Below are 22,408 nucleotides of genomic sequence, written 5' to 3' on the forward strand. Positions count from 1 at the left end.
TGTTACTCGATGACGGCCCGGACGGGAGCTCCGGCCACCGGGGCGATCTCGACCGCGGTGACGCGCTTCGGGCCGGTGACGGCGACGCGCAGCTCGTCGCCGTGCCTGGTGGCGACGGCGAACGTCACGCCGTCCTCGTCGTGCACGCTGGTGGTGCCGTCGCCGCCCCCGAAGGCGACGAGGGTGATCTCGGCCGGCACGTCCACGGTGCCGCCCGCGCCGGCGACCGGGATGAGCGCGCCGTGCCGGACGAACAGGGGGATCTGGTCGAGCGGCTTGGCGACCTCGACGTAGCGGCCGCCGTCCAGGGTCTCGCCGGTCCAGTAGTCGACCCACGCGCCGCGCGGCAGGTACACCTGGCGGACGCCCTCGGGCGAGGTCATGGGGGCGACGAGCAGGTCGCGGCCGAACAGGTACTCCAGGTCGGCCTGCCAGGCGACCGGGTCGTCCGGGAAGTCGACGCAGAGCGCGCGCATCATCGGCGCGCCGGTGGCGGCCGACTCGACGGCCGCCGAGTAGAGGTAGGGCATGAGCCGGTAGCGCAGCTTCAGCGCGGCCACGGCCTGCTCCTCGACGGCCGGGAACTCCCACGGCTCGCGGGTGGTGGTGCCGTGCAGGCGCACCAGCGGCGACAGGGCGCCGAACTGGGTCCAGCGGACGTACAGGTCGTCGCTCGGCCGGCCGGTGAAGCCGCCCGCGTCGTGGCTCCAGAACGGCACGCCGGACAGGCCGTGCGCGAGGCCGCCCCTGATCGTGCTGCCCATGGCGGCGTAGCTGGTGTAGGTGTCGCCGTTCCACTGGGCGCTGTGGCGCTGCCCGCCCAGGTACGACGAGCGCGCCCACACCAGCGAGTGGCCGTTGACCTCGCGGGTGACGTCGGCGACGGCGTCGTTGAACAGCAGGGTGTAGACGTTGTGCAGGTCGGTGCCGGTCATGCCGTTCGCGGCGACGGCGTCGGCCGGCACGCCCTCGGCGAAGTCGGTCTTGAAGGCGTCCACGCCCTGGCGCAGCAGGTCGCGGAGCAGGCCCTGGAACCAGGCGACGGCGGCCGGGTCGGTGAAGTCGACGATGCCGCAGGCGGGGAAGGAGCCGTGCCAGCAGTCGGCGACGTAGGGCTCGCCCTGCTGATTTTTCAGGAAATATCCGGCGGCGGCCGCCTCCTCGAACGCCGGGCTCAGGTGCGACACGTACGGGTTCATCCACAGGCACACCCGGAACCCCATCGCGTGCAGCTCCGCCAGCATCCGCTCGGGCTCGGGGAAGTTCACCGGGTCCCACCGCAGGTCCGACCAGTGCCCGTCGCTCTGCCAGTACGTGTCCAGGTGCAGCACGTCGCACGGGATCCCGCGCTCGCGGATCGTGCGCGCCCGCGCCAGCACCCGCTCCTGGCTGTCCACGCAGAACCCGGAGGAGATCCAGGTGCCGAACGCCCACTTCGGCGGCAGCGAGGGGCGGCTGGTCAGCCGGTCGTAACGGTCCAGGATCTCGGGCGGCGTGGGCCCGGCGATCACGTAGTAGTCCATGACGTCGTCGGGCACCACGATCTGCACCACGCTGTGCGTGGACTGGCACACGTCGAACTCGCTCGGCGCGCCGCTGTCCAGCAGGACGCCGTAGCCGCGGCTGGAGACGTACAGGGGCACGTTCTTGTAAGCGCGCTGCGACTCGGCGCCGAAGGCGTCGAAGTTCCACATGAGCGGCCGCTGCCCGCGCTTGTCGAGCCGGGTGAACGACTCGCCGAACCCGGCGAAGCACTCGTCGGGCGCGGCGGCGAAGCTCTCGTGATAGGCGACGGCGGTCCCGCCCGCGCTGGAGCGGCCGAACGGCAGGGTGCGCAGCCGGCCGCTGATGTCGGTGTGCCCGCGGTCCTGCTCCACCAGCGTGCGCCCGGTGGCGTCGGTGAAGCGCAGGTGCCACGGGGAGAGCCGGATCTCGGCCCGCAGCGGGCCCGCGTCGATCACGATCGGCTCACCCGGTGTCACCCCGGCACGGGCCCCTGAGTACGTGCCGGGGTTCACCAGCGCGATGGCCGCCGCCGAGCGTGGCCGGGCCGCCGCGTCCTCCGACAGCCGCACCCGGATCACGCCCTCGCCCGCCACGCCCACCTGGACGACCAGCGTCTCCTCCGCGGAGGTGACCGCCTTGAGCATCACCTCCGCGCCGTCGGCCGCGACCAGCTCGGCCGCGGTGACCGCCGACAGGCCGCCCTCGCCTCGCTCGCGTACCGGCAGCTCGGGCGGGTCGGCCACGAAGTACTCGTGCGCGACCAAGGGGGGGCGATAGGGCATGGAAGCTCCTTCGAACGGCTGCGCCAACTCGTGAGTTAGTTTGGTGCCCATACCAACAAACGTCAACGGTTGACGGCGGCCGTCCTCAGGCGCGCACGACAGCGGACCGTCCGAGGCCACCGCCCGGGCGCGGACGCCCCCGGGCAGCACGACGGGCGCGACGGGCCCTGCCTCGTCGCGCTCGCGGAGCGGGGGTCTAGATGCCCGAGGCCGTCTGCGGCTGCATCAGGCGGCGGGCCGCCTCGGTGACCGAGCCGGACAGCGACGGGTAGACCGCGAAGGTGTGGGCGAGCTGGTCGACGGTCAGCCGCTGCTGCACCGCCACCGACACCGCGAGGATCAGCTCGGAGGCGCGCGGCGCCACCACCACCCCGCCGAGCACGATGCCGGTGTGCGGGCGGCAGAACAGCTTGACGAAGCCGTCGTTGAAGCCCTGCATCTTGGCCCGCGCGTTGGTGGCCAGCGGCAGCTTGACGACGTTGGCCTCGATCTCGCCCGCCTCGATGGCCCGCTGCGCCACGCCGACGGCCGCGATCTCGGGGTCGGTGAAGATGTTGGAGGCCACGGTGGCCAGGCGCAGCGGCTGCACCGCCTCGCCGAGCGCGTGCCACACCGCGATGCGGCCCTGCATGGCGGCGACCGAGGCCAGCATGAGCACGCCCGTGCAGTCGCCGGCGGCGTACACGCCGGGCGCGGAGGTGCGCGAGACCTTGTCGACCTTGATGAAGCCGCCCCGGTCGAGCTGGATGCCGGCCTCCTCCAGGCCGATGCCGGAGGTGTTGGGGACCATGCCGACCGTCATGAGGGCGTGCGTGCCCTCGGCCGTGCGACCGTCCTCCAGCGTCACCACGACGCCGTCGGCGGTGCGCTTGACGCCGGCCGCCCGGGAGCGGCCCATGACGTTCATGCCGCGCCGCCGGTAGACCTCCTCGAGCACCTCGGCGCCGTCGGCGTCCTCGTTGGGCATCATGCGGTCGCGGCTGGAGACCAGCGTGACCTCGGCGCCGAGCGAGCGGTAGGCGCCGGCGAACTCCGCGCCGGTGACGCCCGAGCCGACCACGATCAGGTGCTCGGGCAGCTCCTCCAGGTCGTAGAGCTGGCGCCAGGTGAGGATGCGCTCGCCGTCGGGCTCGGCCCCGGGCAACACGCGCGGCGTCGCGCCGGTGGCGACGAGCACGACGTCGGCCCGGATCGTGCGGTCGCCCGCCCGGACGACCTGCGGGTCGACCAGCCGGCCCCGGGCCTTGATGATCTCGACGCCCTCGGCCTCGACGCGGGCCGCGATGTCGGCGGACTGCGCCTGCGCCAGCTCCTTGACCCGCTTGTTGACCAGCGGCAGGTCGACGCCGACCGCGCCGGCGTCGTGGTCGGCGCCGCCGTCGAAGGAGATGCCGAGCGACGGCGCGTCGTGCAGCGCCTGCTTGCGGACCGAGGTCGCGATCAGCGTCTTGGAGGGCACGCAGTCGGTGAGGACGCAGGCGCCGCCGGGCCCGTCCTGTTCGACCATCGTGACCTGCGCGCCTAGCTGGGCGGCCACCAGCGCCGCCTCGTAGCCGCCTGGTCCGCCACCGATGATCACGATCCTCGTCACGTATCCATTCTCGCCCATGCTCAGCCGTGACATCGAACGGGTCGGCCTCTCAGGCGCTAGTCTTGGCTGCTGTGCCTGTGTACGCCGCCTACGGCAGCAATCTCGATCCCGAGCAGATGGCCATGCGCGCCCCGCACTCCCCGATCAGGGGGAACGGCTGGCTCACCGGCTGGCGGCTGACGTTCGGCGGCCACGACCCGGCCTGGGGTGGCGCGCTCGCGACGATCGTCGAAGACCCAGACGAGCACGTGTTCGTCGTGCTCTACGACGTGCCGGAGTGGGAGGAGACCTCCCTCGACCAGTGGGAGGGCGCGGTGCGCGGCGCCTACCACAAGGTGCGGCTGCGGGTGCAGACCCTCGACGGCGACGTCCTGGCCTGGTTCTACGTGCTCGACGGCTACGAGGGCGGCCTGCCCACGGCCCGCTACCTCGGCAGCCTGGCCGAGGCGGCCGAGCGGGCGGGCGCCCCCGACGACTACGTCAAGGAGCTGCGGGAGCGCCCCTGCACCTCGTTCGGCTAGCGCAGCGGCTGGTCCTTGGTCTCGCGCAGCACGAAGACGTACACCAGCGTGGAGATCAGCGCGAGCGCCGACATGTACCACGGGAACGCGCCCGGGTTGCCGGCCTCCTGCAGCGCGGTGCCGATGAGCGGCGCGGTGCCGCCGAACAGCGCCACCGTCAGCGAGTACGGGAACCCCGCGCCCGCCGCCCGCACCCGCGTGGGGAACAGCTCGGAGTTCACCGCGGCCGAGATCGAGGTGAAGCAGCCGAGGAACACCATGCCGACGAGCTGCACGGCGAGCAGGCTGCCGTAGGAGTCGCTGAGCAGCCCGAGCAGCGGCACGGGCAGGATCAGGAAGCCGAGGCCGAACGTGATCAGCATCGGCTTGCGCCCGATCCGGTCCGACAACATGCCGAGCAGCGGCTGCAGGATCATGAAGAAGACCAGGCAGATCGTACCGATCTGGAGCGAGTCGGCCTTGTCGAACTTGACGGTGATCTGCGCGTACGTCGGCAGGAAGCTGGTCCAGGTGTAGTACGCCACGGTGCCGGCGATCGTGATGCCGACGATGGTGAGCGCCGAGCGCGGGTGGTGCTTGAGGAACTCGAACATCTTCGGCCGCACCGCCTCGCCGCGCTGGATCTCCTCGGCCACGGCGGAGGTCTCGTCGGCGCCCTTGCGGATCCACAGGCCGACGAGGCTGAGCACGGCTCCCAGGACGAACGGGATGCGCCAGCCGTAGGAGTTCATGTCGGCCTCGACCAGGGCCGTGGCCAGCAGCGCCGCCAGGCCGGAGGCGATGAGCTGGCCGATCGTGGTGCTGACGTACTGGAAGCTGGAGAACAGGCCGCGGCGGCCCGGCGGGGCCGACTCCACCAGGAACGTGGTCGCGGCGGCGAACTCGCCGCCCACCGACAGGCCCTGCACCAGGCGGGCGAGGGTCAGGATGATCGGCGCGAGCAGCCCGACGGCCTCGTAGGTGGGGGTCAGCCCGACCAGCAGCGAGCCCGCGCCCATCAGCACGATGGTGAAGGTCATGGCGCTCTTGCGGCCGTAGCGGTCGGCGAACGCGCCCACCAGCAGGCCGCCGAGCGGGCGCATGAAGAACCCGACCGCGAAGACCACGAACGAGCTCAGCAGCGGCACCAGGCTGTTGCCGGCGCCCTTCGGGAAGATCTGGGCGGAGAAATAGGTGGCCAGGAACGTGTAGGCGTACCAGTCGTACCACTCGACCACGTTGCCGATGCTGGCCGCCATGAGCTGGCGGACCCGGCTCTTGGGGATGCCGAGCGGTGATTGCGCCACAGGGGGTGTCGCCACGAATGGCTCCTTTGCTGACAAGTGCGTAATGGCTTACTGTGCAGTTGGAAGACCGAAACAGTCAAATATCTGGCCAGAGTTTTACATATCCGACACGGAGCCGCTTGCAGGTGGACGTTCTCGACCGGCGCCTGGTCGCCGCACTCCAGGTGAGCCCGCGCGCCTCGTGGGGCGAGATCGCCCGCGTGGTCGGCGAGCACGAGCGCACGGTCGCGCGCCGCCTGCAGAAGCTCATCGCCGAGGGCCAGGTCCGGGTCACCACGATCTACGACGACCTGCGCACCGGGCACGGGCGGCCCGCCCACCTGCACGTGCACGTGCGTCCTGGCACCGCGGGCAAGGTCGCCGAGGCGCTGGCCGACCGGCCCGACACGCGCTCGGTCTACGCCCTCACCGGCGCGGCCGACCTCGGCTGCGAGCTGGTCTCGCCGTCCCGCGAGGCCCTGCACCGCACGCTGTCCACCGAGATCAGCTCGATCGACGGGGTGCTCCAGACGCAGACCCAGGTCGTGCTGCACACCTTCAGGACCGTCGCCGAGTGGCACGCCCCGTACCTGAGCGAGGAGGAGGTCGCCGAGCTGAGCCCGGCCCCGCCCCCGGAGGACCTGCCCGACGAGGAGGGCCTGTCGCCCCTGGAGCAGGAGATCGCCGAGCTGCTGGCCGCCGACGGCCGGATCGCCTTCACCGCGGTGGCCGAGCGGCTGGCCGTGTCGCTGCCGACCGCGCGCCGCCGGGTGACCTCGCTGCTGGAGCGGCGGCTGCTGCTGCCGCGCGCCGAGGTCGAGCCCGCGCTGCTCGGGCTGGAGGTGGAGGCCATGCTGTGGCTCAAGGTCCGGCCGTACGCGCTGGACCTGGTGGGGCAGCGGCTGGCGGCGCACCCCAGCGTGCGTTACTGCGCCGCCACCTCGGGCACGCACTCCCTCATCGTCCAGGTGGTCTCGGCCCACGAGGCGGACCTCTACCGTTTCATGACGGGCGTCGTCGGCGCCTACGACGAGATCGCCGACAGCGACCTCACCCTGATCACCCGCGCCTACAAGCGCGGTCACCTCCGCAAGTCCGGACTGCTCACCCTGGAGAAGACACCATGACATCTGCCGAGCCGACCTCGCCCGCCGAGAAGGAGGTCGCCGACCTCTGCGTGGAGCTGATCCGCGTCGACAGCAGCAACTACGGGGACGGCAGCGGCCCCGGCGAGCGGGCCGCGGCCGAGGTCGTCATGGCCAGGCTGGCCGAGGTCGGCATCGAGGCCACCTACGTGGAGAGCGAGCCGGGCCGCGGCAACGTGATCACCCGCGTGGAGGGCACCGACCCGTCGCTGCCCGCGCTGCTCGTGCACGGCCACCTGGACGTCGTGCCGGCCAACGCGGCCGACTGGTCGGTCGACCCGTTCGGCGGCGAGGTGCGCGACGGCTACATCTGGGGCCGCGGCGCCGTCGACATGAAGGACATGGACGCGATGATGCTGGCCGTGCTGCGCCAGCTCACCCGCGAGGGCCGCAGGCCCCGCCGCGACCTGGTCTTCGCCTGGGTCGCCGACGAGGAGGCGGGCGGCGTGTACGGCGCCAAGCACCTCACCGCCCACCACCCCGAGCTGTTCGAGGGCGTCACCGAGGCCATCAGCGAGGTCGGCGGCTACTCGCTGGAGGTGGACCCGTCGCTGCGGCTCTACCTCATCGAGACCGCCCAGAAGGGCCTGGCCTGGATGAAGCTGGTCGCCGACGGCACCGCCGGGCACGGCTCGATGCTCAACGCCGACAACGCGGTGACCGAGGTCGCGCGGGCGGTGGCGCGGATCGGCGAGCACGACTGGCCGCTGACGTACACGCCGACCGTGCGGCAGTTCCTCACCGAGGTCGCCGACGCGTTCGGGATCCCGTTCGACGAGGACGACCCGCAGCCCGTCCTGGACCGGATCGGGCCGCTGGTGCGCTTCGTCGGCGCCACGCTGCGCAACACCGCCAATCCCACCCAGCTCGCCGCCGGCTACAAGTCGAACGTCATCCCCGGCCAGGCCACGGCCGTGGTCGACGGGCGGTTCCTGCCGGGCTTCGAGGAGGAGTTCTTCAAGACCATCGACTCGCTCACCGGGCCGAAGGTGCGGCGCGAGTTCATCCACCACGACATCGCACTGGAGACGACGTTCGACGGGGCGCTGGTGGAGTCCATGATCGCGGCGCTGAAGGCCGAGGACCCGACGGCGCGGGCGATCCCGTACTGCATGTCGGGCGGCACCGACAACAAGACCTTCTTCGCCGACCTCGGGGTGCGCGGGTTCGGATTCGTGCCGCTGCGGCTGCCCGCCGGGATGGACTTCGCGGCCATGTTCCACGGCGTGGACGAGCGGGTGCCGGTGGAGGCGCTGCAGTTCGGCGTACGGGTGCTGGACAGGCTGCTCCTAAACTACTGAAGTGTGAGCAAAGACGCATACACCCTGGCCAGTGAGGCCGCCGCGGCGCTGCGAGCCGCGACCGGCCTCGACACCTTCGACGTGGCGCTCGTCATGGGGTCGGGGTGGGTGCCCGCCGCCGACGCGATCGGCGAGACCGTGAGCGAGGTGCCGTTCACCGACCTGCCCGGCTTCCGGGCGCCGGCGGTGGCCGGGCACGGCGGCAGGATCCGGGTGGTGCGCACCGCCGCCGGGCGGCACGCGCTGGTGTTCCTCGGGCGCACGCACCTGTACGAAGGGCTCGGCGTCGAGGCCGTCGTGCACGGCGTGCGCACGGCGGCCGCGGCCGGGGTCCGCACGCTGGTGCTGACCAACGCGGCGGGCGGCCTGCGGCCCGAAACCCAGAACGTCGGCGACCCCGTCCTGATCAGCGACCACATCAACCTGACCGGCGCGAACCCGATCACCGGCACCACGTTCATCGACCTCACCGAGGTCTACTCGCGGCGGCTGCGGGCCCTGGTCCACGAGGTGGACCCCACCCTGGCCGAGGGCGTGTACGTGGCCTTCCGCGGGCCGACGTACGAGACGCCGGCCGAGATCCGCATGCTGCGCACCCTGGGCGGTGACCTGGTCGGCATGTCCACCGTCCTGGAGGCCATCGCCGCCCGCGAGGCGGGCGTCGAGGTGCTCGGCGTCTCCCTGGTCACCAACCCCGGCGCGGGGCTGGCCGGCGAGCCGCTGAACCACGAGGAGGTCCTGGAGGTCGGCCGGGCCACCGCCGCCCGCATGGGCGCGCTGCTCGGCAAGGTGGTGGACAAGCTGTGAACCTCATCGAACGCGCCCGCGCCTGGCTGGCCCAGGACCCCGACCCCGACACGCGGGCCGAGCTGGCCGGGCTGATCGAGCGCGAATACCTGGACGAGCTGCACGAGCGCTTCTCGGCCAAGCTGGAGTTCGGCACCGCGGGCCTGCGCGGCGAGCTGGGGGCCGGGCCCAACCGGATGAACCGGGTCACCGTCATGCGCGCCGCCGCCGGGCTCGCCGCCGTGCTCGGGCCGGGCAAGCACGTCGTCATCGGCTACGACGCCCGGCACAAGTCGGACGTGTTCGCCCGCGACACCGCCGCCGTGCTGACCGGCGCGGGCCTGCACGCCTCGCTGCTGCCCCGGCCGCTGCCGACGCCGGTGCTCGCCTTCGCCGTCCGCCACCTGGGCGCCGACGCCGGGGTGACCGTCACCGCCAGCCACAACCCGCCGCGCGACAACGGCTACAAGGTCTACTGGGGCGACGGCTCGCAGATCGTGCCGCCGCTCGACAGCGAGATCTCGGCCGCGATCGACGCGGTCGGCCCGGTGGACCGGCTGCCGCTCGGCGGCCCCGGCACGCTGACCGAGCTGGGCGACGGCATCGTGGACGACTACCTGGACGCGGTCACGGCGCTGCCGCTGGGCGACGCGCGTGACCTGCTGGTGGCGTACACGCCGCTGCACGGGGTGGGCGCGGCCACGCTGACCGGGGCCTTCCTGGCCGCCGGGTTCCCGTCGCCGCTGACCGTCGAGGAGCAGCGCGACCCCGATCCCGACTTCCCCACCGTCTCCTTCCCCAACCCGGAGGAGCCGGGCGCGATGGACCTCGCCATCGCCCTCGCCGCCGCGCGCGGCGCCGACCTGGTGCTCGCCAACGACCCGGACGCCGACCGGTGCGCGGTCGGCGTGCCGCTGCCCGGGGGCGGCTGCCGCATGCTGACCGGCGACGAGGTCGGCGGGCTGCTGGCGGAGCACGTCATCACGCACACCACCGGCGACCGCATGGTGGCGACCACCATCGTCTCCTCCACGCTGCTGAGCAAGATCGCGGCGGCGCACGGCGTCCGGTACGGCGAGACCCTGACCGGCTTCAAGTGGATCATCAAGGCCGGCCCCGGCCTGGTCTTCGGCTACGAGGAGGCGATCGGCTACAGCGTCGGCTCGGACGCCGGCCTGCCGGTGCACGACAAGGACGGCATCGGGGCCGCGCTGACGGTGGCCGCCATCGCCGCCGCCGCCAAGCGCGACGGCCGCACCCTGCTCGACCTCCTGGACGACCAGGCCCGCCGCTACGGCCTGCACGCCACGTCCCAGCTCGCCTTCCGCGTCGCCGACCTGTCCCTGATCGCCGGCGCGATGGCCCGGCTGCGCGCCGACACGCCGGCCGAGCTGGGGGGCCGCAAGGTGCTCGCGGCCGACGACCTGGCGCGGGGCGACGGCGGCCTGCCGCCGACGGACGGCCTCCGCTTCCGGCTGGAGGGCGACGCCCGCGTGGTCGCCCGCCCGTCGGGGACGGAGCCCAAGCTGAAGTGCTACCTGGAGGTCGTCGTCCCGGTCACCACCGACCCGGCCGCCGCCCGCACCACCGCCGACACGGCCCTGACCAGCCTGAAAGCCGACCTCACCGCCGCCCTGGGGCTCTAGGGGCGGTCAGGCGAGGCGGAGCTGGAGCTCGGTGTCCCAGTTGCCGAGGTCGGGTTCCTCCATCGGGTGGGTGAGGTAGAGCTCCAGGCGGGCGCCCCAGTGCTCGACGCCGTCCTTCTCCGTCAGGTCCCAGGTCAGGCCCTCGCCGGCGGCCCAGGACAGCAGGCGGTCGAGGGCGGCGGCCAGGCCGTCGGGGTGGCCGTGGTGGAGCTCGGTGACGTAGCGGCCGGCCGGGAGCGTGTCGGTGAAGAGGTCGCCCTCCGGCCGCACAGGGGACGGCACGGGAACGCCGGCCTCCACCACCAGGCGGTCGTGCGGCAGGTCGATCTCCCGGTAGCGGAAGAACGGCGCGCCGGCGGGCGCCACCCCCTGGTCCAGCAGCCAGGCGATGACGCCGGCGATGCGGTCGCCCACGACGCCGAAGGTGGTCATGGTGATGGTCGCGCGCACCCCGACGTACGGACGCTCGGGGAACTCGGTGATCTGTGGCATGGTGTTTCCTCCTTCACCGATCAGTACGACGCGCGCCGCCGGAACTCATCGGCAGCCCGAAGAACGGGAACAGCCCGGGGTCCAGGTACGTGGTGACGCCGGCCACCCGCCCGGCCGCGACGTCCAGGACGACCAGGGCGAACGCCGCCCCGTCCGCCGCGTACCGGGCGAAGGCCGGGCCGCCGTTGGCGCGCGCCGGGACCAGGCGGGAGCCGGCGCACGGCGCGGGAGCGGCGCGCATCACGGCCGCGATGTCCGCCCGGCCCCGCAGCCACCAGGTGAACGGCGGCATCGACGAGGTGGCGTCCTCGTGCAGCAGCGCCACCAGGGCGGTCACGTCGTAGCGTTCGAAGGCCGACAGGTAGCGGGCGAGCAGGTCCTCGTCCACGTCGCCCCCGTCGCCGGGCGCGGGGAGCCGGGCGCGGGCGCGTTGCAGGGCGCTGTTGACGGAGGCGACGGTGGTGTCCAGGAGGGCGGCGGTCTCGGCGGCCGACCAGGCGAGGACGTCGCGGAGGACGAGCACGGCCCGCTGCCGGGGCGGCAGGTGCTGGAGCGCGGCCACGAACGCCAGCCGGACCGACTCCCGGCCCACCGCCACGTCGGCCGGGTCGAGCACCCGCTCGTCGGGGACGGGCTGCACCCAGCGGCCGGGCGGCAGCGGCTCACCGAGGGCCGCGCCGGGGACGGCGGGCGGCGCCAGGTCCATGGCGAGGGCGCGGCGCTGGGCGCCGCGCAGCATGTCCAGGCAGACCTGCGTGGCCAGGCGGAACAACCAGGGACGCAGCGGCCCCCGCCCGGCGTCGTACGTCCGCCAGGCCCGCACGAACGTCTCCTGCACCGCGTCCTCGGCCTCGAACCCGGAGCCGAGCATGCGGTAGCAGTAGCCGGTGAGCTCGACCCGGTGCCGTTCGCCGTCGAAATCCGTCATGCTTCGGGGGCCACCTCGATCTGCAGCTCGGTCACCCAGGCGGCCGGGTCGTCCGGGCAGTGCAGGGAGATCTCCCTGGCCAGGCCGAGCCAGCGGTAGCCGTGCTCCTCGATCCAGTGCGCCAGCACCTGGAACGACGAGCTCACCACGTCCATGGAGCCCTGGTGGACGAGGCTGGCGGCGGTCTCGATGCCGGGCAGGACCACCACCTCGAAGCCGGGGTCGCCGGCGGGCGGCGGGGCGGCGATCGGCAGGCAGGCGTGCGCCAGCACCGCGCCGTCCTCCTCCGGCAGGTAGTACGCGATGCCCGGGCCGGTGACGGGCAGCCCGGCGGCCGCCACCCGGCGGTGGATCTCGCCGAACAGCGGCTTGATCACCGGCCCGATGGCCTCGCTCTCGTAGTCGGCGGCGCGCGCGGCGAGCTGGGCGACCCGCACCGGGGGCACCTGCTTGAGCAGGACCTCGGCGGCCCCCATGCGGCCTTCCGTCTCGATGGTGCGAAGCCGCGCCTCGACGCTGCGCAGCCGGGCCAGGTCGGCGCTGATCCGCGCCTCCAGCTGGGCGCGGCGCAGGCGGACCATGCCGTGCAGCTCCTCGGCGCTCACCTTCTCGTCGAGGATGGCGCTGACCTGCTCCAGGGTGAAGCCGAGGTCCTTGATCGCGACGATCCGGTGCAGCCGCGAGAGCTGCTCCGCCTGGTACGACCGGTAGCCGGTGACCGGGTCCACGTGCGCGGGGCGCAGCAGGCCGATGGCGTCGTAGTGGCGGAGCATGCGCACCGACACGAGCCCGAGCCTGGCGAAGTCTCCGATGGTGAACATGGCGGTTCCCGGTGTAGGGGCTGACACGGTGTCAGGGTCAACCTATGGCGTTTTCGGATGACATGGGGTACTTTTCCGACAGGACCACGACCGAACGTTCGGTAGGAGCCCATGGACCTCAAGGACCGGGACGCGAACGCGAACCGCCGGATCAGGACGGCGGCGGTGCTGCTGTTCGCCCAGCGCGGCTACGCCGCCACCGGCATCCGCGACCTGGCCCGCGCGGTCGGCATGACCAACGCCGGCGTCTACCACCACGTGGCCAGCAAGGAAGCCCTGCTCGCCGACCTCATGCGCGTCGCCCAGCGGGGCCTCATCGACGCCACCGAGCGCATGCTGCACGGCGTCGAGAGCCCCGCCGACCGCCTGGCCCTGCTGATCAGCTCGCTCACCGCCACCCACGCCCTCAGCCCGATGACCACCCGGGTCATGGACGGCGAGCTCCGCTCCCTGACCCCCGGCTCCCCCGCCCGCGACGAGATCATCGCCCTGCGCGACGCCTACGAGGACCACTGGAGGAGCGCGATCGCCGACGGCGTGGCCGCCGGCGCCTTCCACATCGCCGACCAGCGGCTGACCCGCCTCGCCCTCATGTCCATGTGCACCGGCACCAGCGAGTGGTACCGCCCCGACGGCGACTCCAGCCTGGAGCAGGTGTGCGCGGAGTTCACCGCGATCGGGCTGGCCGCCGTGCGCTCCTCCGTCCAGGTCGTCGCGGTCCCCGACCTCTCCCTGCTGCCCGAGTTCCCCTGGGAGCCGCCGGATGTCAGAAACGATCCCCCAATTGCTGAGGCAGGCCGCTGACCGGTACGGCCGCCGCGATTTCCTCCGTTTCCCCGACCACCCCGCGCTGAGCTTCGCCGAGGCCGACGCCGTCACGGACCGGCTGGCCGGGGCGCTCGCCGCGCGCGGCGTCCGGCCCGGCGACCGGGTGGCGATCATGCTGGACAACGTCCCCGGCTGGCCGTTGACCTGGCTGGCGACGCTCAAGGCGGGCGCGGTCACCGTGCCGGTCAACGTCCGCTACCGGGCCGCCGACCTGGAGCACGTGCTGCGCGACTCCGGCGCCGTCGCGACGGTGACGACCGAGGAGCACGCCCCGCACCTGCCCGGCACGGTGCACCTGCTCGCCGGCCTCGACGACGACGCGCCCGCGCCACGGGTGCGCGTCGGCGCCGGCGACGTGGCCAACTTCCAGTACACCTCGGGCACCACCGGGTTCCCCAAGGCGTGCCTGCTCACCCACGACTACTGGACGCGGACCGCGCGCATCCTCGCCGAGGCCGTCCAGGTCAGGGACGACGACGTGCTCATGATGGCGCAGGCGTACTCGTACCTGGACCCGCAGTGGGCCACGCTCGTCTGCCTGGCGGGGGGCATCCCGCTGGTCGTCCTGCCGCGTTTCTCCGCCTCCGGCTTCTGGCGGGCGGCGCGGGAGCACGGGGCGACGCTCACGTACGTGCTCGGCTCCATGCCCCTCCTGCTGCACAAGCAGCCGCCGTCGCCCGAGGACCGCGGGCACCGGATGCGGCTGGTGCTCTGCTCCGGCATCCGTCCCGGCCTGCACCGGGAGTTCGAGGAGCGCTGGGGCGCGCCCTGGCGCGAGCTGTACGGCTCCACCGAGAGCGGCCCCGACCTGCTGGTCCCCCTCGACGACGCCGGCTCGGTCGGCACCGGCGCGCTGGGCGTGCCGCCGCCCGGCAAGGAGGTCGTGCTCGACGCGGAGACCGGCGAGATCCTGGTCCGCGGCCGGCCCATGATGACCGGCTACTGGAACCAGCCCGAGGCCACCGCCCGCGCCCTGCGCGACGGCTGGTACCACACCGGGGACCTCGGCGTCCGCGACGAGCACGGCCGGATCGCGCACGCCGGGCGGATCAAGGACATGGTCCGCAGGGGCGGCGAGAACATCTCGTGCGCCGAGGTCGAGAGCGTGCTCACCGAGCATCCGGCGGTGCTGCAGGCGGCGCTGGTGCCGATCCCCGACGAGCTGTGGGGCGAGCTGCCGAAGGCGTTCCTCCAGCTCCGCCCCGGGCACGCCGCCGACGCCGCGACGGCCATGGACGTGGTCGGGCACGCCCGGCGCCGCCTGGCCCGGTTCAAGATCCCGGCGTACGTCGAGTTCGTCGAGGGGTTCTCGCTGACCCCGTCGGCCCGCATCGAGAAGCGTCACCTGCTGCCGCCGGGACGCGACCAGCGCGCCGCCCCCGCCATCCCGGTCCACGAGGAGAGAACATGATCGACGTCACGGTACGCGACGAGGTGGCCGTCATCACGCTGGCCCGTCCCGCGAAGCTCAACGCGCTCACCGCCGCCATGCGCGCCGACCTGGCCGCCGCCGTGCGCGAGCACGGCAGCAGTGGGCACGGCAGCAGTGGGCACGGCCGCAGCGGGCGCGGCATCGTGGTCACCGGCACCGGGCGGGCGTTCTCGGCCGGGGAGGACCTGCACGAGGCCACCGGACGCTCGCTGGTCACGGAGGTCGAGCTGTTCCACGACATGACCCGGGCCGTGCTGGAGAGCGAGGTGCCGGTCGTGGCCGCGGTCAACGGCCTGGCCGTGGGCGGCGCCGCCGAGTGGACGCTCTGCTTCGACGCCCGGCTCGGCGTGCCCTCCGCCGGGTACTTCTTCCCCGAGAACCACCTCGGCCTGTCGATCTCGAACGCCGCCTCCCTGCTGCTGCCCCGGCTGACCGGCGGCGGCCGGGCGCTGCGGCTGGTGCTCGGCTCGGCCCGGCTGAACGCGGCCGACGCCCTCGACGCGGGCCTCCTCGACGAGATCGTGCCTCCGGAGGAGCTGGTGGACGCGGCCGTGGCCCAGGTGCGGCGGTGGAGCGAGCCGGGGGCCGCCACGGCGGCGCACCTGGCGCTGCTGCGGCCGTCCCTGGCGGAGGTGGAGCGGGCGTTCGCGGCCGAGACCGAGGCGGCCGTGCGGGTGGAGGCGAGCGGCCTCGCCCAGGCGGGCATGGCCCGCTTCACCGCCGCACACCCTCAGACCGGGGAAAGCTGACCACGGCCACCGGGCAGGCGGGTCAGGGGACGACGATCGCGACGACCACCAGCGCCAGCGCGGCCACCCCGGCCGCGACGGCGTCGTAGGCCCAGGAAGCCTGGACCGGCGCCGCCTCCTCGTGGCGGCGCCGGGCCGCCTCGGCGCGCTCGCGGATCTGCTCGCCCACCCAGTCGGCGTGCGTCCGGCCGGCCAGTGCCTCCTGCGCGGCCTGCTCCGCCTTGCTCAGCGCCGGCTCGGTCTGGAAACGGCCCCGCCGCTGGCTCGCCAGGCCGCGCCGCTGGGCCTTGGCGCGCTCCCTGGCGCTGCTCATCGGCGTCCAGAGGCGCAGCACCTGGTCGTCGCCGTGGTGGACGCCGATGGCGTGGGACACGGTGACGTCCTCGATCGCCGCCCACGGCACGCGTACGGTGCGCAGCGGGTTACGGGCCACCAGCTCGCGCTCGGTGAACACGGTCGCGGGCCGCAGCGCCACGACGTACACGACGGCGGTGAGCACGGCCAGCACGGCCAGCGCCACCATCGACGCCTTCCCGCTGTACTTGTGGATCAGGTCGTAGACGTTGAAGGCGACGAAGGCCAGCCAGAACCACGCCATCACGAACGCGGACCTGGAGCGGTAGGTCTGTCTCACGGCTGCCACTTGAGCTGCGCGAAGCCGGGCTTGATGCGCCCGTTGATGAGCGACAGCCGCTCGTCGAACGGCAGGAACGCCGACTTCATGGCGTTGACCGTGAACCACTGCAGGTCGTCCCAGCCGTAGCCGAACGCCTCCACCAGCTTGGCGAACTCCAGTGACAGGCTGGTGCGGCTCATCAGCCGGTTGTCGGTGTTGACGGTGACCCGGAAGTGCAGCCGCCGCAGCAGCCCGATCGGGTGCTCGGCGATGGAGGCGGCGGCCCCGGTCTGCAGGTTGGACGTGGGGCACATCTCCAGCGGGATGCGCTTGTCGCGGACGTAGGCGGCCAGGCGCCCCAGCTTGGCCGTGCCGTCGTCGCCCACCGCGATGTCGTCGATGATGCGCACGCCGTGGCCGAGCCGGTCGGCGCCGCACCATTGGATGGCCTGCCAGATCGACGGCAGCCCGAACGCCTCGCCCGCGTGGATGGTGAAGTGCGCGTTCTCCCGCTGGAGGTATTCGAAGGCGTCGAGGTGGCGGGTGGGCGGGTAGCCGGCCTCGGCCCCGGCGATGTCGAAGCCGACCACGCCGACGTCGCGGTAGCGGACGGACAGCTCGGCGATCTCCATCGAGCGGGCCTGGTGGCGCATGGCGGTCAGCAGCGTGCCGACCCGGACGCCCCGGCCGGCCGACCCCTGGCGGAAGCCCTCCAGCACCGCCTCCACCACCTCGTCGAGGCTCAGCCCCGTGGTGGTGTGCTGCTCGGGCGCGAAGCGCACCTCGGCGTAGACGACGCCGTCGGCGGCGAGGTCTTCCGCGCACTCGGCGGCCACGCGGGTCAGCGACTCGCGGGTCTGCATGACGCCGACCGTGTGGTCGAACGTCTCCAGGTAGCGTTCGAGCGAGCCCGAGTCGGACGCCTCCTCGAACCACTGGCGCAGGTGGTCGGGGTCGTTGGTGGGCAGCCGATCGTAGCCGGTCTCCCTGGCCAGCTCGACGATCGTCTCGGCGCGCAGCCCGCCGTCGAGATGATCGTGCAGCAGCACCTTGGGAGCCCGCCGGATCTCGTCAAGCGCAGGACTCATCCGCCCATGATATGACCAGCGGCGTCACTCGCGCCCAGCGCCGTCCGGCGAGAACGCGGGCAGGCACACGGCGACGTACTCGGCCCCCTCGGGGCCGGCGCTGTAGCGGATCTTCTCGCCCGGCTCGGTGACCACCGACTGCCCGGCGGCCACCTCCGTCCGGCCGCCGTCGTGCTCGACGATCACCGTGCCGCGCAGGACCAGCGTGTACTCGGTGAACGACGGCGTCTGCGGCGGCTCCTCCCAGCCCGGCGGCGCGGTCATGTGGGCGATGGAGACCGCCTCGTCGCCGCTGTTGACGCGGCCGATGTGCTCGTCGATGAGCTTGCCGCCGGGTACGGGGATGCGGGCCGGGCCCTCGATCTTTCTCACCACGCAGGTCAGTGTGCCACGTCGAGGACCAGCCGGTTGGGCTCGCCCTGCTCCTCGATGGAGAAGGCCGCCTGCCGGGCCAGCACGAGGCCGATGCCGACGCGGCCCTCGAAGTCGCCGGTGCGCACGACGTCGGTGAGGTTGCCGAGGTCGGCCGGGTAGATCGGGCCGCCCTTCCAGGTCGGCACGCCGTCGTCGTCGTGGGCGTTCGCGGGGAAGAGCGTGAGCTGCAGGTACGCGCCGCCGCGCACGTCGATGGGGCGGCCCGAGCCGTCCTGGACGAACTCGTCCACCCATTTGACGTTGTAGCCGGGGATGTCGCCGTCGAGGTCGATGACCAGGCGGTCGTAGGTCGGGTGGGCGGCGTAGCGCACGGCGGTCACGACGGCCGGGTCCATGCCGCCGCGTTCGACGTCCACCTCGCTGGTGCTGGTCGGGGCGCCCGGCTCGGCGCCGCGGCCTGGGTCGCCGGGGCTGTCCGGGTTTTCGGGCGTGCGGGCCGCCGACGAGCCGGCGCCGGACGGGGCGCCGGGCAGGGCGGTCTGGGAGGCCGGGCCGCACGCGGTGAGCGCGGCGAGAGTGGCGAGAGCGGCGATCGGGGCGGCGACGCGGAGGCGCGACGACCGGATGCCGGACGGGGAAGACGGTCGCATGCCCGGTAGATGCCCAGCCCACGGGGTCGCAAGCGGTGTTTTGCCTGATCAGAGGGGTCTTTCCGGGGGCTTTCGCGGGACCGGTCGGCAGTTCTACGCTGATTGGCCCACAAGGAGTCGAATACGTGACTAGATCCAGCGAATTACCGATATTTCTGGCCAATTATGGGCCGCCGATCGCGCGGACGGCGTACCTGCTGACCGGCGACCCCGACCGCGCCCGGGACCTGGCCGTCGAGGCGCTGGTCGCGGTGGGACGCCGCTGGGCGAGCGTCCGCTGGGGCCAGCCGGCGCACGACGCGCTGCGCGAGCTCTACCGCCGCCACGCCGACGCCCACGACCGGCAGCCCACCCCGGCCGATCCCCCGGCCGATCCCCCGACCGATCCCCCGCTTGTTACGCCGGACGTGCTGGCGACGTTGCCGCCGCGGGGCCGGGCCGCGCTCGTCGCCTGCTACCACGACGGGCTGCCGCCGCAGCTCGCGGCCACCGTCGCCGGGCAGTCGCCGGCCGCGTTCGAGGAGGAGCTGCGCACGGCCCGCGCCCGCCTGCGCGCCGCCCATCCCGACCTGTTCACCTTCGCCCCGCCCCCCACGGACGAGGAGCCCGCCTCCCAGGAGCCGCACGACGCACCGCCGCAGGACACCCCGCCCCCGGCGGCCGCGTGGACGGCCCCCTGGACCACCCCCGCCGCAGCCACCCCCACCGAAGCCACCCCCACCGAAGCCACGCCCACCGGGACCACCCCGGCCTGGACGGCTCCCGGGCAACAGCAGCAGCCCTGGTCGGCCACCGAGCCGGCCGACGACCCCGCCCTCCGCTCCGCGCTCGTCGCGGCCGCCGCCGCGATGCCCCACGTGCACCTGTCCGACCAGGTGCTGCGCCGGCTCGGCCGCCGCCGCAGGATCAGGGCCGCCGCCTGGACCGCCGCCGGCCTCGGCGTGGTCGGCGCGCTCGTCGGCCTGGGCGCGCTGGCGGTGACGGCCGTGGCCCGCAACGCCGAGCGCCTGTCCGCCGACCCCGCCTTCGACCCCGCCGGCCGGCCGCAGCGCGACCCGGCGCCGATGCCGGCCGTCCTGACCGAGCCGGTGCACTACGCGTACACGAGCTACTGCGGCGACACCCCGAACGACGCCGCGAACCCGCAGCCGTGCGGCCAGTGGCGCCTGGTGACGACGTCCGGGGCCGAGTGGCGGCTGCCGGGCGCGGGCGCCGGCTACGACGAGGCCACCGGCGACCCCCTCCCCCTGGCCGTCAGCCAGGACGGCCGCCGCCTCGGCTACCGCGACAACCAGGGCTCCTACGTCATCCACGACCTCCCCACGGGCGTCCGCAAGCGCGTGGACGTGACCGGCTCCCCCTCCACCGCCCGCATCGTCGCCTCCCCGGGCGGCCGCTACTTCGCCTTCGACTTCCCCGGCTCCGCCGCATCGGCGGCGCTGCTGGATTTCCAGACCGGCGTGACCCGCTACACCACGGGCAGCGACGTCGAGATCATCGCCGTCGGCGACGACGGGAGCCAGGTGGTCAGCGAGACCGAGGACGTGACCGACGTCCCCGGCCACGCCTCCGTCACCACGCTCGAACTGCGCGGCCCGGCCGTGTACGCGGGCGGCTACAGCATCGATCCGGCCCTGGTCTCCTACGGCGGCGCCCTGTCCCCCGACGGCCGCACGCTCGCCCTGGTCGCCGACGACCGGACGCTGGTCACGATGGACGTCCGCACCGGCCGGGTCGCCGCCAGGCGGGCGACGCTGCGGGAGTACGACGTGGTGTCCGTGGAGCGCTGGCTCGGCCCCGAGGAGGTCCTGGTCCGCCAGTACGACGACGACTACATCTACCTGACCAGGGTGGACGTGCGCACCGGCCAGGTCTCGGAGTACGCGGACGACGTGACGCACTCCCTCGACTACGAGGACCCGCTCGGCCGGCTCGGCCACTGACGGGAAGGGCCCCGCCCGGTGTCCGGACGGGGCCCTCGCGCGACCGGGGCGTCACACGGTCTCGTACACTCGCGTCTCCTCCTGGCCGGCGGCGACGGCCGCGCGGCGGCGGCGCAGCCCGGTGGCGGAGATCGCCAGCCCGACCAGCGCCAGCACCAGCGAGACCACGATGGCCGCGCGCAGCGACCCGATCGACAACGTCTCGCCGCCGCCGCCCGAGGTGAGCACGGCGGTCACGACGGCCAGCACGATCGCGCCGCCGACCTGCCCGGAGGTGTTGAGCAGCCCGGAGGCCAGGCCCTGCTCGTCGTCGTCCACGCCGTTGGTGGCCTGGATGTTGAGCGAGGGGAACGACAGCGCGAACGCCACGCCGAGCAGCAGCATGCCGGGGATCACCATCCCGGCCAGGCTGGGGGTGGCGTCGATGCCGAGGAAGATCGCGTACCCGCCGGCCAGGGCCGCCGCGCCGATGACGATGAGCCGGCCGGTGCCGAACCGGTCGGCGAAGTCGCCCATCTTGGTCGAGGTGACGGCCACCAGCAGGCCCGCCGGCAGGAACGCGAGGGCGGTGCCGAGGGCCGACCAGTGCAGGAGGTTCTGGAAGTACTGCATGGCCACGAACTGGAAGGCCACGTACGAGCCCATGAGGATGACCAGGCCCAGGTTGGCCCGCACGATGTGGCCCGAGCGGAGGATGCCGAGCCGCACCAGCGGGTGCCTCATGCGCGACTCGGCGAGGACGAACAGCGCCAGCAGCACGGCCACGGCCACCAGCGAGCCGATCGTGCGGGCCGAGGCCCAGCCGGCCTCGGGCGCCTGCACGACGGTGAAGACCAGCAGCAGCATCGAGGCGGTGATGAGCACGGCGCCGACGAGGTCGTGGCCGCCCTCGGCCCGTTCCTCGGCGCCGCGCGGCAGCACCTTGAGCGCGGCGACCAGCGCGATGATGGCGACCGGCACCGGCATGAGCAGCGTCCAGCGCCAGCCGAGCTCGGTCAGCAGACCGGACAGCACGAGGCCGAGCGAGTAGCCGCTGGCGCCGCAGGCGGTGAAGATGCTCAGCGCCTTGTTGCGCTCCGGGCCCTCGGGAAAGGTGGTCGTGATGATCGACAACGCGGCGGGGGCGGTGAACGCGGCGGCCACGCCCTTCACGAACCGGGCCGCGATGAGCAGCCCGCCGTCGTCCACGATGCCGCCCAGCAGCGACGCCACGGCGAAGACGCCCAGCGCGGCCAGGAACACCCTGCGCCGCCCGAGCAGATCGGCGGTCCTGCCCCCGAGCAGAAGAAGACCGCCGTAGCCGAGCACGTAACCGCTGACCACCCATTGCAAGGACGACGTGCTCAGGCCCAGGTCGTGCTGGATGGCGGGCAGGGCGACCCCCACCATGGACACGTCCAGGGCGTCAAGGAATATCACTGCGCAGAGCACGGCGAGCGCGCCCCAACGAGAAGAGGACATGGCTCAGAACGATTACATGCATCCGCATCATATGCAAGCGCATTTAATGCCGTTGCATAAGCTTTAGCCGGGTGGTAACCTCCGCGACATGGACGAGGAAGTCGTGGTCGAGACCTGGCATTACGTCCTGGCGAAGCACGCCAAGGCCATGTGCGCACTGGAGCGCGAGCTGGGCGACCGGCACGGGCTGGGCCCGAGCGAGTTCGAGGTCCTCGACCGGATCGTCCACCACGACCGCCAGCTGCGGCTGCAGGAGCTGTGCGACGAGGTGCACCTCAGCCAGAGCGCGCTGTCGCGGGTGGTGGCGCGGCTGGAGAAGGCCGCGCTGGTCTCGCGCGACGCGTGCAGCTCCGACCGGCGCGGGATCTTCGTCTGCATCACGCCGGAGGGCCGCGCCCGCCACGCCGAGGCCCTTCCGACGCAGCGGGCCGTCCTCCGGGAGGTCTTCGCCGACGCCCCGGCCCTGGCCCCCTGACCAGGGG

At 73.1% G+C, this 22,408-nt stretch carries 21 protein-coding genes; 10 read left to right on the top strand and 11 right to left on the bottom strand.

Annotated elements, in window-relative coordinates:
- Window positions 1-2 precede the first annotated feature (2 nt).
- Both MF672_RS47225 and MF672_RS47230 read right to left on the bottom strand, forming a co-directional pair.
- Window positions 3-2,288, bottom strand: coding sequence for a TIM-barrel domain-containing protein (locus tag MF672_RS47225; protein WP_242373791.1), 2,286 nt, complete (start codon window positions 2,286-2,288; stop codon window positions 3-5).
- A gap of 196 nt (window positions 2,289-2,484) precedes the next feature.
- Complete coding sequence (locus MF672_RS47230; RefSeq protein WP_242373792.1) at window positions 2,485-3,879, bottom strand: NAD(P)H-quinone dehydrogenase; 1,395 nt, start codon at window positions 3,877-3,879, stop codon at window positions 2,485-2,487.
- Window positions 3,880-3,950: 71 nt separating this feature from the next.
- Here MF672_RS47230 and MF672_RS47235 point away from each other — a divergent pair, with 71 nt between their 5' ends.
- Window positions 3,951-4,400: a gamma-glutamylcyclotransferase family protein gene (locus MF672_RS47235; RefSeq protein ID WP_242373836.1), complete on the top strand. Its 450-nt coding sequence runs from the start codon at window positions 3,951-3,953 to the stop codon at window positions 4,398-4,400.
- On the opposite strand, the gene MF672_RS47240 is transcribed toward MF672_RS47235, so the two are convergent.
- Entirely contained in the window at window positions 4,397-5,701 is a 1,305-nt protein-coding gene (locus MF672_RS47240; RefSeq protein WP_242373793.1) for an MFS transporter, read from the bottom strand. The two genes, MF672_RS47235 and MF672_RS47240, sit on opposite strands and share 4 nt — an antisense overlap.
- Before the next feature lie 110 nt (window positions 5,702-5,811).
- Here MF672_RS47240 and MF672_RS47245 point away from each other — a divergent pair, with 110 nt between their 5' ends.
- From MF672_RS47245 to MF672_RS47260, 4 genes are read left to right on the top strand one after another with little or no spacing between them, the layout of a single operon-like run.
- Window positions 5,812-6,792 carry an Lrp/AsnC family transcriptional regulator gene (locus MF672_RS47245; RefSeq protein ID WP_242373794.1) on the top strand — a complete coding sequence of 327 codons (981 nt, stop codon included), beginning with the start codon at window positions 5,812-5,814 and terminating at the stop codon, window positions 6,790-6,792.
- The gene (locus MF672_RS47250; RefSeq protein ID WP_242373795.1) at window positions 6,789-8,111 is read left to right on the top strand and encodes a M20/M25/M40 family metallo-hydrolase; all 1,323 of its coding nucleotides are present in this window, start codon (window positions 6,789-6,791) and stop codon (window positions 8,109-8,111) included. Before MF672_RS47245 ends, MF672_RS47250 begins: the two co-directional genes overlap by 4 nt.
- Window positions 8,112-8,114: 3 nt before the next feature.
- The gene (locus MF672_RS47255) at window positions 8,115-8,918 is read left to right on the top strand and encodes a purine-nucleoside phosphorylase (protein WP_242373796.1); all 804 of its coding nucleotides are present in this window, start codon (window positions 8,115-8,117) and stop codon (window positions 8,916-8,918) included.
- The gene (locus tag MF672_RS47260; protein WP_242373797.1) at window positions 8,915-10,543 is read left to right on the top strand and encodes a phospho-sugar mutase; all 1,629 of its coding nucleotides are present in this window, start codon (window positions 8,915-8,917) and stop codon (window positions 10,541-10,543) included. The genes MF672_RS47255 and MF672_RS47260 overlap by 4 nt, the downstream gene beginning before the upstream one ends.
- 6 nt (window positions 10,544-10,549) lie before the next feature.
- Here the strand turns inward: MF672_RS47260 and MF672_RS47265 are convergent, their stop codons facing one another.
- Genes MF672_RS47265 through MF672_RS47275 form a run of 3 tightly spaced genes read right to left on the bottom strand, consistent with a single transcriptional unit; the run spans window position 10,550 to window position 12,784 of the window.
- Entirely contained in the window at window positions 10,550-11,035 is a 486-nt protein-coding gene (locus tag MF672_RS47265) for a GyrI-like domain-containing protein (protein ID WP_242373798.1), read from the bottom strand.
- Window positions 11,036-11,048: 13 nt separating this feature from the next.
- Window positions 11,049-11,963 carry a sigma-70 family RNA polymerase sigma factor gene (locus MF672_RS47270; protein ID WP_242373799.1) on the bottom strand — a complete coding sequence of 305 codons (915 nt, stop codon included), beginning with the start codon at window positions 11,961-11,963 and terminating at the stop codon, window positions 11,049-11,051.
- Entirely contained in the window at window positions 11,960-12,784 is an 825-nt protein-coding gene (locus MF672_RS47275) for a MerR family transcriptional regulator (protein WP_242373800.1), read from the bottom strand. Before MF672_RS47275 ends, MF672_RS47270 begins: the two co-directional genes overlap by 4 nt.
- 111 nt (window positions 12,785-12,895) lie before the next feature.
- Between MF672_RS47275 and MF672_RS47280 the strand changes: the two genes are divergently transcribed.
- From MF672_RS47280 to MF672_RS47290, 3 genes are read left to right on the top strand one after another with little or no spacing between them, the layout of a single operon-like run.
- Window positions 12,896-13,588 (top strand): TetR/AcrR family transcriptional regulator, encoded by a 693-nt coding sequence (locus MF672_RS47280; RefSeq protein ID WP_242373801.1) that lies wholly within the window; start codon window positions 12,896-12,898, stop codon window positions 13,586-13,588.
- A complete protein-coding gene (locus MF672_RS47285; RefSeq protein WP_242373802.1) occupies window positions 13,548-15,023 on the top strand; it encodes an AMP-binding protein in 1,476 nt (491 codons plus the stop codon). The genes MF672_RS47280 and MF672_RS47285 overlap by 41 nt, the downstream gene beginning before the upstream one ends.
- Window positions 15,020-15,793, top strand: coding sequence for an enoyl-CoA hydratase/isomerase family protein (locus MF672_RS47290; RefSeq protein ID WP_242373803.1), 774 nt, complete (start codon window positions 15,020-15,022; stop codon window positions 15,791-15,793). The genes MF672_RS47285 and MF672_RS47290 overlap by 4 nt, the downstream gene beginning before the upstream one ends.
- A 22-nt stretch (window positions 15,794-15,815) precedes the next feature.
- Here MF672_RS47290 and MF672_RS47295 read toward each other — a convergent pair whose 3' ends face one another.
- Genes MF672_RS47295 through MF672_RS47310 form a run of 4 tightly spaced genes read right to left on the bottom strand, consistent with a single transcriptional unit; the run spans window position 15,816 to window position 18,522 of the window.
- Entirely contained in the window at window positions 15,816-16,427 is a 612-nt protein-coding gene (locus tag MF672_RS47295) for a PH domain-containing protein (RefSeq protein ID WP_242373804.1), read from the bottom strand.
- Entirely contained in the window at window positions 16,424-17,497 is a 1,074-nt protein-coding gene (locus MF672_RS47300; protein ID WP_242373805.1) for an adenosine deaminase, read from the bottom strand. The genes MF672_RS47295 and MF672_RS47300 overlap by 4 nt, the downstream gene beginning before the upstream one ends.
- Before the next feature lie 24 nt (window positions 17,498-17,521).
- Window positions 17,522-17,872 (bottom strand): cupin domain-containing protein, encoded by a 351-nt coding sequence (locus MF672_RS47305; RefSeq protein ID WP_242373806.1) that lies wholly within the window; start codon window positions 17,870-17,872, stop codon window positions 17,522-17,524.
- A gap of 5 nt (window positions 17,873-17,877) precedes the next feature.
- On the bottom strand, window positions 17,878-18,522 hold the full coding sequence (locus MF672_RS47310; protein ID WP_242373807.1) for an AMIN-like domain-containing (lipo)protein: 645 nt from the start codon (window positions 18,520-18,522) through the stop codon (window positions 17,878-17,880).
- 125 nt (window positions 18,523-18,647) lie between these two features.
- On the opposite strand from MF672_RS47310, the gene MF672_RS47315 reads away from it, so the two are divergent.
- Complete coding sequence (locus MF672_RS47315; RefSeq protein ID WP_242373808.1) at window positions 18,648-20,465, top strand: SigE family RNA polymerase sigma factor; 1,818 nt, start codon at window positions 18,648-18,650, stop codon at window positions 20,463-20,465.
- 51 nt (window positions 20,466-20,516) lie between these two features.
- On the opposite strand, the gene MF672_RS47320 is transcribed toward MF672_RS47315, so the two are convergent.
- Window positions 20,517-21,926, bottom strand: a complete 1,410-nt coding sequence (locus MF672_RS47320) for an MFS transporter (protein ID WP_242373809.1) — start codon at window positions 21,924-21,926, stop codon at window positions 20,517-20,519.
- Window positions 21,927-22,014: 88 nt separating this feature from the next.
- Between MF672_RS47320 and MF672_RS47325 the strand changes: the two genes are divergently transcribed.
- Window positions 22,015-22,401: a MarR family winged helix-turn-helix transcriptional regulator gene (locus tag MF672_RS47325; RefSeq protein WP_242373810.1), complete on the top strand. Its 387-nt coding sequence runs from the start codon at window positions 22,015-22,017 to the stop codon at window positions 22,399-22,401.
- The last annotated feature ends 7 nt before the right edge of the window (window positions 22,402-22,408 follow it).

Origin of the sequence: Actinomadura luzonensis (assembly GCF_022664455.2) — a bacterium.
Taxonomy (GTDB): domain Bacteria; phylum Actinomycetota; class Actinomycetes; order Streptosporangiales; family Streptosporangiaceae; genus Nonomuraea; species Nonomuraea luzonensis.